This is a genomic window from Kitasatospora sp. NRRL B-11411 (genome assembly GCF_000721345.1).
Lineage (GTDB): Bacteria > Actinomycetota > Actinomycetes > Streptomycetales > Streptomycetaceae > Kitasatospora > Kitasatospora cineracea.
In genome coordinates this window covers 1-10,931 of record NZ_JOGH01000163.1, presented here as the reverse complement: position 1 = coordinate 10,931, position 10,931 = coordinate 1, and the positions used below count along the sequence as shown (strand labels likewise).

The 10,931-nt window shown below is 74.9% G+C and carries 9 protein-coding genes; 5 read left to right on the top strand and 4 right to left on the bottom strand.

Translation table 11 applies throughout. From position 1 onward, the window contains the following. Positions 1 to 49 precede the first annotated feature (49 nt). The gene (locus IH44_RS0136650; RefSeq protein ID WP_030464163.1) at positions 50 to 988 is read left to right on the top strand and encodes an RluA family pseudouridine synthase; all 939 of its coding nucleotides are present in this window, start codon (positions 50 to 52) and stop codon (positions 986 to 988) included. Position 989: 1 nt separating this feature from the next. Next, the gene (locus tag IH44_RS0136645) at positions 990 to 1,466 is read left to right on the top strand and encodes a GNAT family N-acetyltransferase (protein WP_030464162.1); all 477 of its coding nucleotides are present in this window, start codon (positions 990 to 992) and stop codon (positions 1,464 to 1,466) included. Positions 1,467 to 1,490: 24 nt separating this feature from the next. On the opposite strand, the gene IH44_RS0136640 is transcribed toward IH44_RS0136645, so the two are convergent. After that, entirely contained in the window at positions 1,491 to 2,501 is a 1,011-nt protein-coding gene (locus tag IH44_RS0136640; RefSeq protein ID WP_030464161.1) for a mechanosensitive ion channel family protein, read from the bottom strand. 148 nt (positions 2,502 to 2,649) lie between these two features. On the opposite strand from IH44_RS0136640, the gene IH44_RS0136635 reads away from it, so the two are divergent. Beyond that, a complete protein-coding gene (locus IH44_RS0136635) occupies positions 2,650 to 5,427 on the top strand; it encodes an alpha/beta fold hydrolase (RefSeq protein ID WP_030464160.1) in 2,778 nt (925 codons plus the stop codon). Between the two features lie 82 nt (positions 5,428 to 5,509). Beyond that, positions 5,510 to 6,382, top strand: a complete 873-nt coding sequence (locus IH44_RS0136630) for an ABC transporter permease (protein WP_051818070.1) — start codon at positions 5,510 to 5,512, stop codon at positions 6,380 to 6,382. A 52-nt stretch (positions 6,383 to 6,434) separates the two neighbouring features. Here IH44_RS0136630 and IH44_RS0136625 read toward each other — a convergent pair whose 3' ends face one another. From IH44_RS0136625 to IH44_RS0136615, 3 genes are all read right to left on the bottom strand, one after another. Beyond that, entirely contained in the window at positions 6,435 to 6,989 is a 555-nt protein-coding gene (locus IH44_RS0136625; RefSeq protein WP_030464158.1) for a hypothetical protein, read from the bottom strand. A 118-nt stretch (positions 6,990 to 7,107) separates the two neighbouring features. Continuing rightward, the gene (locus IH44_RS43420) at positions 7,108 to 9,018 is read right to left on the bottom strand and encodes a serine/threonine-protein kinase (RefSeq protein ID WP_051818068.1); all 1,911 of its coding nucleotides are present in this window, start codon (positions 9,016 to 9,018) and stop codon (positions 7,108 to 7,110) included. A gap of 279 nt (positions 9,019 to 9,297) precedes the next feature. Continuing rightward, positions 9,298 to 10,299, bottom strand: coding sequence for a serine protein kinase RIO (locus IH44_RS0136615; protein WP_030464156.1), 1,002 nt, complete (start codon positions 10,297 to 10,299; stop codon positions 9,298 to 9,300). 412 nt (positions 10,300 to 10,711) lie between these two features. On the opposite strand from IH44_RS0136615, the gene IH44_RS0136610 reads away from it, so the two are divergent. Next, a partial coding sequence (locus tag IH44_RS0136610) for a helix-turn-helix domain-containing protein (protein WP_030464155.1) occupies positions 10,712 to 10,931 on the top strand: 220 nt, incomplete at its 3' end.

Sequence of the window (10,931 nt, the reverse complement as noted above, 5' to 3'; positions counted from 1 at the left end):
GGGGGCCGGTGGGGTCGGGGGGAGGTGCGGGTCGGGCATACTCGGGTGGGTGAGTATCGCAGCGCAGACCCGTAGCCTCCCCGTACCCGACGGCCTGGAGGGCGAGCGGCTGGACGCCGCCCTGGCCCGGATGTTCGGGTTCTCCCGCACCAAGGCCGCCGAACTCGCCGCCGAGGGCAAGGTGACGCTGGACGGTTCGGTCGCCGGGAAGTCGGACCGGGTCACCGCCGGGTCCTGGCTGGAGGTCGAGATCCCGGCCCCGGCGGCGCCGGTGCAGATCGTCGCCGAGGCCGTCGAGGGCATGCGGATCATCCACGACGACGACCACGTCGTGGTGATCGACAAGCCGGTCGGCGTGGCCGCGCACCCCAGCCCCGGCTGGACCGGCCCCACCGTGATCGGCGGCCTGGCCGCGGCCGGCTACCGGATCTCCACCTCCGGCGCCGCCGAGCGTCAGGGCGTCGTGCACCGCCTGGACGTCGGCACCTCCGGGATCATGGTGGTCGCCAAGTCCGAGCGGGCCTACACCGACCTGAAGCGGCAGTTCCACGACCGGGTCACCGAGAAGAAGTACAACGCGCTGGTCCAGGGCCACCCCGACCCGCTGTCCGGCACCGTGGACGCGCCGATCGGCCGGCACCCCAGCAGCGACTGGAAGTGGGCCGTCACCCGGGACGGCAAGCCGTCCGTCACGCACTACGACCTGATCGAGGCGTACCGGGCCGCGTCGCTGCTGGACATCAAGCTGGAGACCGGCCGCACCCACCAGATCCGGGTGCACATGTCGGCGCTGCGCCACCCCTGCGTCGGCGACCTCACCTACGGCGCGGACCCGACGCTGGCCAAGCGACTGGGCCTGACCCGGCAGTGGCTGCACGCCGTCTCGCTGGGCTTCGAGCACCCCGAGGACGGGCGCTGGGTGGAGTTCACCTCCAGCTACCCGGAGGACCTGCAGCACGCGCTGGACGTCATCGCGGCGGAGAGCTGAGATGGGCACCCCGCTGACGGGCGTGTCGATCCGGGTGGTCGACGGGGACGCGGAGATGGCGCTGGCGCGCGGCGTTCGGCACGAGGTGTTCGTGGTCGAGCAGAACGTGCCGCCGGAGCTGGAGTACGACGAGTACGACGCCACCTCGGCGCACCTGCTGGCCGTCGGCCCCGACGGCGCGGCGCTCGGCACCGCCCGGCTGATCCACGGCGCCGAGGCGCTGGCGATGACCGGCGGCACCGAGGGCCGGGTGCTGCTCGGCCGGCTCGCCGTGGTCGCCGCCGCCCGCGGCACCGGCCTCGGCGCGCAACTGGTGCGCGCGGTCGAGGAGTTGGGCCGCGCGCACGGGGCGCGCGAGGTCGAGCTGCACGCGCAGGTGCAGGCGCTCGGGTTCTACGAGCGGCTCGGGTACGCGGCCGAGGGGCCGGTGTACGACGACGCCGGGATCCCGCACCGGACGATGACCCGGGTGCTGTAGCGGCAGAGCGGTCCTGCCGCGCGTTCAGTCGGTGCGCACGCGCGGCAGGGACTCCGGGTGGTGGTCGCGCAGGTACGCCAGCAGGTGTTCGCGGGCGGCGAGTCGGAGGGCGGCGGTGGTGTCCGGGTCGCGGGCGGTCATGGTGGCCCGGACCACGACGGTGGACGGGGTGGTGTCGGAGACGGCCAGGGACCAGTCCCGGCCGTCCCAGAGCTCGCTGCCGGCCAGGTAGCGCTCCAGCTCGGCGCGCAGCGCGTCGACGGGGGTGCGGTGGTCGAGGTGGAGCAGGACCCAGGCGAGCAGGCCGGGGTCGCGGCGGGTCCAGTTCTCGTACGGCTTGGAGACGAAGTAGGAGACCGGGACGACCAGGCGGCGCTCGTCCCACAGCCGCAGCACCAGGTAGGAGAGGGTGATCTCCTCGACGGTGCCCTGCTGGCCGTCCACCACGACGGTGTCGCCGATCCGGACGGTGTCGCTGAAGGCGATCTGCAGGCCGGCGAAGAAGTTGCCGAGCGCGGACTGGGCGGCGATGCCCGCGATGATGCCGATGATGCCGGCGGAGGCGAGCAGGCTGGCGCCGACGGTGCGCATGGCGTCGAAGGTGAGCAGCAGGGCGCCGGCGGTGACCGTCCAGAGCACGGCGGAGCCGACCCAGCGGACCAGGCCGAGCTGGGTGCGCACCCGCTGGATGCGGGAGGCGTCCTCGGTGACCGTCTGGTACCGGCTGAAGGCGGCTTCGACGACGGCGGCCAGCACCCGGACGGTCAGCCAGCCGAGCGAGCCGATCAGCACCAGCAGGACGCCGTGCCGGAGCGCGTCGTCGTCGCTGTGGAAGATCCGGCGCACCGGCTGGGCCGCCAGCAGCAGGGCGGAGAGCAGCACCAGTTGGAGCGGGACGCGGCAGCGGCGCAGTTGGGCCCAGACCGGGGCGTCGGGGTGGCGGGCGTCGAGGCGCTGGAGGGTCTGGTCGACCAGCCAGCCGGCGAACAGGGTGGCGAAGACGGCGGTGAGCAGGCTGGCGAGCGGCCAGAGCACGGGTCACCTCGCTGGCGTCCGGCAACGGGGGATTCGCACCCTATCGTGGGGGATCGTGGCGGTTCGTCAGCCGGGCCGGGAGGAAGCGGGACCGGATCGTCGGCGGGCTGATGGGTTCCTTACCTGCCGCCCGGTTAGGATCACCGCCATGGGCTTCGGTGGGGCGTGGCGAAGGTGGCTGACCCGGCGCAGGGCGGTGCTGGCCGGTGCGGTGGCGGCCGCGCTGCTGGTCGGCGGCGGGGCGGTCGCGGTGGCGGGGCAGCCGGAGCGGGTGCACCGGGAGGACCGGTTCCTGGACCTGCCGGAGAGCGCGGGCAGCCCGGAGACCGTCCGGATCGACACCTCGTTCTTCACCGCGGGCGGCTCCGGACGGCGGCCGGCCGTGCTGCTGGCGCACGGCTTCGGCGGCTCCAAGGACGAACTGCGCTCCCGCGCCGAGGAGTTGGCCCGGCACGGGTACGCGGTGCTGACCTGGTCGGCGCGCGGGTTCGGGAAGTCGACCGGGCAGATCGGGCTGAACGAGCCCGAACGCGAGGTCGCCGACGTCTCCCGGCTGGTGGACTGGCTGGCCCAGCGCCCCGAGGTGCAGCTCGACGGGCCCGGCGACCCGCGGGTCGGCGTGACCGGCGCCTCGTACGGCGGCGCGGTGTCGCTGCTGGCCGCCGGGTACGACAGCCGGATCGACGCGATCGCCCCGCAGATCACCTGGTTCGACCTGGCCGACGCGCTGTTCCCGCAGGCCGCGCAGGGCAGTTCGGCCGCCGACGGGGTCTTCAAGAAGCTGTGGGCCGGGATCTTCTTCACCACCGGCTCCTCGGCCGCCTTCGGCGACGGCTCCGCCGCACCGGCCGCTCCGGCGGCCCCGGCGGCTCCGGCTGCTCCGGCTGCTCCGGCCGCCGGGCCGGTGGGCTGTGGGCGGTTCCGCGAGGAGCTGTGCGCGATGTACAACCGGGTCGCGGCCGCCGGACGGCCGGACGCCGACGCGGTGAAGCTGCTGGAGCACTCCAGCCCCGCCTCGGTGGCCGACCGGATCAAGGTCCCGACGCTGGTCGTCCAGGGCCAGCAGGACTCGCTCTTCCCGCTCGACCAGGGCGACCGGATCGCCAAGGCGGTCGCCGCCAACGGCGCCCCCGTCGCGGTGGACTGGTTCGGCGCCGGCCACGACGGCGGCCAGGAGACCAGCACCCGCGCCGACGCCCGGGTCACCGCCTGGTTCGACCACTACCTCAGGGGCACCGGCGCGGACACCGGCCCCGCGTTCCGGGTCACCCGCACCGGCGGCGTCGACTCGACCGGCTTCCAGGCCGTGCTGCGCGGCGCCGACGCCGACGCCTACCCCGGCCTGGACGGCACGGCCCGGCAGGAGGTCGCGCTGACCGGCCGGGAGCAGCGGATCGCCAACCCGCCCGGCGGGGCCCCGCCGAACATCTCCACCCTGCCCGGCATCGGCGCCCTGGCCCAGCTCTCCTCCGTCGGGGCGGGCCTGTCCATCGACTTCCCCGGCCAGTTCGCCTCCTTCGACTCCCAGCCGCTCGGCGGCGCCCTGCACCTGACCGGCGCCCCCGCCGTCCAGGTGCGGGTGAAGGCCGACATCCCCGAGGCGGTGCTGTTCGCCAAGCTGTACGACGTCGCCCCCGACGGCAAGCAGACCCTGCCGCAGCAGCTCGTCGCCCCGCTGCGGGTGACCGGCGCGGACGCCGACGGCGGCCGGACCGTGCAGGTCGCGCTGCCCGCCGTCGACCACGAGTTCCCGGCCGGGCACCGGCTGCGGCTGGTGCTGGCCAGCACCGACCTGGCGTACGCCTCGCCCGCGCAGGCCGCCACCTACACCGTCTCCGCGGCCGGCCCGCTGAGCGTCCCGACGGTGCCCGGGCTGCGCACCGAGGCCGCGCCGCTGCCGAACCGCACCTGGGTGCTGCCGCTGGTCGCGCTGGCGCTCGGCGCGCTGCTGGTGCTCGCCCGGCGGCGCCGCGACACCACCCCCGCCCCGGACCCGGCGCTCGCCGACGTGCCGCTGCAGATCACCGGCCTGGCGAAGAAGTACAAGGGGGCCACCGACCGGTACGCGGTGCGCGACCTGTCCTTCCGGGTGGAGACCGGGCAGGTGCTCGGCCTGCTCGGCCCCAACGGCGCGGGCAAGACCACCACGCTGCGGATGCTGATGGGCCTGATCCGCCCCGACGCGGGCGAGATCCGGGTCTTCGGCCACGCGATCCGGCCCGGCGCGCCGGTGCTCTCCCGGGTCGGCGCGTTCGTCGAGGGCGCCGGCTTCCTGCCGCACCTGTCCGGCCGGGCCAACCTGGAGTCGTACTGGGCGGCCACCGGACGGCCCGTCGAGGACGCGCACTTCGCCGAGGCGCTGGAGATCGCCGGCCTCGGCGAGGCCCTGGAACGCGCCGTCCGCACCTACTCGCAGGGCATGCGGCAGCGCCTCGCCATCGCCCAGGCCATGCTCGGCCTGCCCGACCTGCTGATCCTGGACGAACCCACCAACGGGCTCGACCCGCCGCAGATCCGCGAGATGCGCGAGGTGATGGTCCGCTACGCCGCCGCCGGACGCACCGTCATCGTCTCCAGCCACCTGCTGGCCGAGGTCGAGCAGTCCTGCACCCACCTGGTGGTGATGGAACGCGGGCAGCTCGTGGTCGCCGGGCCGACCGCGGAGATCACCGGCGCGGGCGAGCAACTGCTGGTGTCCGTCGAGGCGGGCTTCGGCGGAGGCGAGGCGGCCGCCGAGAAGCTGGCCGCGCTGGACGGCATCGCGCAGGCGCAGGCCGTGGACGCCGGGCTGCTGGTCCGGCTGGACGGCCTGCCCGCGAGCCGGCTGACCGCCGAACTGGTGCGCCTGGGCGTGCCGGTGACCGGCATCGGCCCGCAGCGCCGGCTGGAGGACGCGTTCCTGTCCCTGATCCGGGGGGCGGCATGAGCGGGGGCGTCGGGTGCGAGGTCGGTGTCAGTGACGGTGTCGGTGTCGGTGGCGGACGTGGGGCTGTGGACGGAGGGACGGCATGAGTGACGCGACCGTGCTCGGCGCGGGGCGGGACACCGCCGCGCCCGGCTACCGGCCCGGGCGGACGCTGCCGCTGCGGGTCGAGGCGATGCGGCAGTTGCGCCGCCGCCGGACGCTGGTGGTCGGCGGGGTGCTGGCCGTGCTGCCGTTCGTCGTGCTGGCGGCGTTCCAGATCGGCGGCACGCCCGGGCGGGAGAACCGCACCACGTTCATCGAGCTGGCCACCGCGTCGGGGGCGAACTTCGCCGCCACGCTGCTGTTCATGGGCACCGGCTTCCTGCTGGTCATCCCGGTCGCGCTGTTCGCCGGCGACACGGTGGCCTCCGAGGCGAGCTGGTCCTCGCTGCGCTACCTGCTGGCCGCGCCGGTGCCCCGGGCCCGGCTGCTGGTGCGCAAGTTCGCGGTGGCGATGGCCTTCTCGGCGGCCGCGGTGGTGTTGCTGCCCGCCGTCGGGCTGGTGGTCGGGACCGCCGCGTACGGCTGGGGCGACCTCAAGCTCCCCACCGGGGCGACGCTGTCGGCGGCCGAGGCGCTGCCCCGGCTCGCGATCGCCGTGCTGTACGTCTTCCTCGCCGAGATCGTGGTCGGCGCACTGGCGTTCTGGCTCTCCACGGCCACGGACGCCCCGCTCGGCGCGGTCGGCGGCGCGGTCTTCGCCTCCATCATCACCGGCGTGCTGGACGCCGTCACCGCGCTCGGCTCGCTGCGCGAGTGGCTGCCCGCGCACTGGCAGTACGCCTGGGCGGACGCGCTGCAGCCGCAACTGGAGTGGGGCGGCATGGTGCAGGGCGTGGTGCTGTCGCTGTCGTACGCGGTGGTGCTGTTGGCGCTGGCGTTCCGCGGGTTCGCGGCGAAGGACGTGGTGTCCTGAGGGACAGTGCTGGGCGGGCGGTGCGGGTGGTGCGGTCGGGTGCGGGGCGGGGTCAGCGGGTGCCGTCGCGGATCAGCAGCAGGTCGAGGTCGAGGGCGTGCGCCCGGGAGGCCCAGACCGGGAGGTGCTCGGTGAGGAACCAGGCCGCCTCCTCCATGTCGTCCTCGTCCAGCGCCTCGACGTCCTGCTCGTGGATCGACTCCGAGGCCAGCGCGGCGAGTTCGGCGAGCAGGTCGGCGGTGTCGGCGCGGGCCGCCAGGGTCGGGTACGGCCACGGCCAGTCGTAGCCGGCGTCGGCCGGGAACGGCCACGGGCGGGACCAGAGCGTGGCCAGCGCGGGCAGCTCCAGCCCCGTGAACACCTCCGTCAGGTCGTCCCAGTGCCGGCCCGGGACGGAGACCGCGCCCAGCGGCGTGCCGAACGCGCCCGCCAGCGCGGGCAGCAGCGCGGTGTAGCGGGAGTCCGCGTCGGCGCGCAGCCGGCCGGAGAGCAGTTCGGTGAGCGCGGCGGAGGGCGGCACGCCGGGCAGCACGCGCTCGCCCGAGCCCGGCAGGCGGTGCAGGACGGCGGCGTCCACCGCGAAAGCGGAGAAGTACTGTTCGGCCATGCCCGCATTCTGCCCCGGCCGGGGGACAACTCGGTTGGTGGGGCCGGGGGTTGGCGGCCGGGCCGGCCGGGGGCGGTGCGGGCGGCGGGCGGTGCGGGTGCGAAGGGGGCTCCGGCGCTCAGGAGAAGCGGAAGAGCTGGGACTTGGCCCCCGGGTTGCAGGTGCTGACGGTGAGGGCGGCGCCGCTGCCGTTGTCGGTCAGGCAGCTCTGGACGCCGTAGCCGAACTTCAGCTGGAAGGTGCCGGAACCGGCGTCGGCGGGCATCCAGCTGGTCATGTCGCCGAAGGAGGAGGCACCGGCGAGTTCGGCGGCGTTGGAGCCGCCGGTGTAGGAGGCGCCGAGGCTGATGCCGCTGTTGGCCGAGCAGGCGGTGAAGGTGGCCACGCCGCTGCTGCTGCCCATGACCCAGCCGTAGGAGGTGTAGCCGCCGGAGACCACCGGGACGCCCGCGCTGACCGCGTCGGAGCCGAGGCCGACGGAGCGCCCGCTGCCGACGTTCACCAGGTGGCCCCAGCCGCTGCCGCCGCAGCCCTTGGCCGGGCCCGAGCCGGTGGCGGGCGGGGTGGTGGCGGGGGTGGTCGGCTTGGGCTGGTTCGGAGTGCTGCCGCCACCGCCGCCGCCGTTACCGGAGCCGCCGGAAGCCGAGCCCGAGCCGGGGTTGCTGCCCGAGCCGGTGCCGGGGTTGCTGCCGCCCGAACTGTTCGTGGTGCCACCGGGGTTGCTGACGCCGCCGTTGCCGGTGCCCGGGTTGGCGCCGGTGCCGGGGTCGGTGCCCGGCGGGACGGGGTTGCCGGCCTGGTCGGTGGCCGGGGCGGAGGCGGGCGGGGTGGGGTCGGCCTGGGTGGTGCCCGGGGCGGTGGACGGCGGGGTGGCGCCCGCGGCCGGGCCGGTGGCGGGGCCGCCGGGGCTGCCGGGGCTCGGGGTGGAACCGGCGGTGGCCTGCTGGTCCGGGTGCTGCCAGGGCAGCAGGTCGAACTGCTGGGCCGTCACGCCACCGCCGCCGACCAGGACCACCGGCAGGATCAGGGTGGCCAGGCGGCGGCGCCCGGCGCGCTTGTCCGGGGCCGGGGAGCTCTCCGGCACGGCGGGGGCGGGGGGTACGGCGGGCGTGGCGGACGCGGCCGGTGCCGGTGCCGGGGCCGGGAGGGCCGGTGGGGGTTCGACGGGCTCGGGTGCGGAGAGCACCGCGCCGAACCCGGCCGGGGTGGACATCGCCTGGCGGGCGGCGAGGGCCATCGCCGCCGCGTCCCGGTGGCGGTCCTCGGGTTGCTTGGCGAGCGCCCGGGCGACCAGCGCCCGGACCGGCGCGGGTATCTCCGCGGGCAGCTCGGGCACCGGCTCGCGGACGTGCTTGAGCACCACTTCGAGCGGCGTCCCGCCGGTGAACGGCACTGCGCCGGCCAGCAGTTCGTACAGCACCACTCCGACCGAGTACAGGTCGGACACGGCCGAGGCGTCCTTGCCCTCGGCACGTTCCGGGGCCATGTACAGGGCGGTGCCGATCACCGCGTGCGAGGTGGTGATCCGGCTGTCGGCGAGGGAGCGGGCGATGCCGAAGTCGGTGACGGTGACCCGGCCGTCCGCGTCGATCATCAGGTTGGACGGCTTGATGTCCCGGTGCACGATGCCCTGCTGGTGCGCGGCGTGCAGCGCGTCCAGCACCTGGGCCGCGACGTCCAGCGCCCGGTCCGGCGGGAAGGCGGTGCGGCCGCGGGCCCGGTCGAGCGGCTTGCCGGTCAGCAGCTCCATCACGATGTACGCGGTCCGGGCGTCCGGATCGGTGCCGTCCTCGCCGTAGTCGTGGATGTGCACCACGCCGCGGTGGTTCATCGCGGCCAGCACCGTCGCCTCGCGGCGGAACCGGGCGGCGAAGACCTCGTCCTCCAGCAGCGCCGGAAGCACGATCTTCACCGCGACCTGACGGCCCAGCACCTGGTCCTCGGCCCGCCAGACCTCGCCCATCGCGCCGCTGCCTAGCCGTTCGGAGAGGGCGTAGCGGCCCCCGAGCACGGTCCCCCGACCCCACATGTCCCGCAGTCCCCCGAGCATGTTGTACGACGTGTCAGCAGTGATTCTCGCTGTTCGAACGCGCGGGGGGAAGCCGCTGCCGCCCCCGACCCCGTCCGACCGCGGCGACTCTACACCCGTTGCGCGGCACAACTGCCGGACGGAGGCGGCGGGATGAGGGGAGGTCAGCCCTGGGAGCCGGCCGGGGAGTCGACCGGGGGGACGGCCGCCCCGTGCGTGTGCGGTGCTCCCGGAAGGGCGGGGCCGGGGTGCGGCCGGGCCCCGCCCTCCGGTGGGAGGTCAGCGGCGCAGGCGGGCGTCGGCGGCGAGGGACTCGACCAGGGCCTCGACGCTCGCGGGCGGGAGGCCGCGGGAGACGAACCAGGCGCCGACGTTCCGGACGTCCCGCTCCAGGAAGGAGAGGCCGCGCGGGTTGGCCACCACGTCGACGATCTGCGGGACGTCGATGATCACCAGGCGGCCGCGGTGCACCAGGATGTTGTACGCCGACAGGTCTCCGTGGGCGTAGCCGTCGTAGGCCAGCAGCGCGAGGCTGCGGCCCAGCTGGGCCCACAGGTCGTCGATGTCGGCCTCCTCGGTGCGGAGTTGGGCCAGCCGGGGCGCGGCCGTGCCGTCCTCGTCGCCGACGAACTCCATCAGGATCTCGGTGCCGGTGATCTGCACCGGGTACGGCACGGCGACACCGGCCGACCAGAGCCGGCACAGCGCGGTGAACTCGGCCGCCGCCCACTGGCCGGCGATCGCCTCCTTGCCGAAGGCGGTGCGCTTGGCCATCGCCCGGCTGACCCGGGACTCCTTGTGCTGGCGGCCCTCGAGGTAGCCGGAATCGCGGTGGAACATCCGGTGCTGGGCGTCCCGGTACCGCTTGGCGGCCATCAGGGTGCGCCGGCCGGTGTCGGGGACGGCGCGCTCCAGCAGGAAGACGTCCGCCTCCTTGCCGGTCTTCACGATGCCCAACTCGGTGTCCACCGCGGCGAGTTCGGTGACGACCCAGTCGGGGCGCGGCTCGGGGCCCTTCTCGGTCGGGGTGGACTGGTCCCAGGTGGACCAGCGGTCGCCGACGGCGGGGCCGTCGGTCACCGGGACGAGGAACTCCTGCTCGGCGTCGTCGTAGTCGTAGCCGTCGGTGCTCTCGTGGCCGTCGGCCTCGAACCCGGCCGGGGCGAAGTAGTCGTACTCGGGCTGGGAGTCGTCGAAGCGGTCGGCCCGGCGGCCGCGACGGGAAGCGCCCTTGGGGCGGATGCGGGAGAAGGAATCGCTGTCGGCAAAGCGCTCGCGCACTGCGGTGGCTCCTGTGGAGTGGCCCACCGGGGCGCGGGATGACGCGCGATCAGCCGGTGGGAAGAAGACGGGGGGAGGCGTATGGCGCGCACACGAAGGCGCACCGCGTCACGGCGGCAACCATCGGTCTGCACCTCCTCTCGTCGGGCCCGCGAACGCGCAGTGGCGCGGCGGGACGTGGACCACTCTAGCGAGTGGGGGGTGGGGCGCAAGGGGTTTTTCGGAGGGGGATCGGGGCGGGGGAGGAGGAGCGAGGCGGCGGCGGGCGGGTGGCCGGGCGCGCAGTTCCCCGCGCCCCCGGCGGGGCGCGGGACGGGGGAAGCAAGCGGGAGGAGGAAGGGCGGTCGGTGTGGCGGGCTGGGGAAGTTCCCTATCGGGACGTACAGTGGGGTGGGATAGGGAAGGATAGGGAATGAACGATTTCTACTCCGTCGAGGACGTGGCGGAGCTGCTCGGCCTGCACGTGAAGACCGTGCGGGGGTACGTGCGGGACGGGAAGCTCAAGGCGGTGCGGATCGGGAAGCAGTACCGGATCGCGCGGGCGGAGGTGGAGGCGTTCACGGGGGGCGGGATGCCGTCGCGGCCGGCGCGGGTGGACGTTTCGGCGGTGGTGCAGGTGGAGGGGGTGGGGG

Coding starts and splice junctions, on each gene's coding strand:
- IH44_RS0136630 (WP_051818070.1), top strand. CDS start 5,510: ATGAGTGACGCGACCGTGCTCGGCGCGGGGCGGGACACCGCCGCGCCC.
- IH44_RS0136645 (WP_030464162.1), top strand. CDS start 990: ATGGGCACCCCGCTGACGGGCGTGTCGATCCGGGTGGTCGACGGGGAC.
- IH44_RS0136625 (WP_030464158.1), bottom strand. CDS start 6,989: ATGGCCGAACAGTACTTCTCCGCTTTCGCGGTGGACGCCGCCGTCCTG.
- IH44_RS0136635 (WP_030464160.1), top strand. CDS start 2,650: ATGGGCTTCGGTGGGGCGTGGCGAAGGTGGCTGACCCGGCGCAGGGCG.
- IH44_RS43420 (WP_051818068.1), bottom strand. CDS start 9,018: ATGTGGGGTCGGGGGACCGTGCTCGGGGGCCGCTACGCCCTCTCCGAA.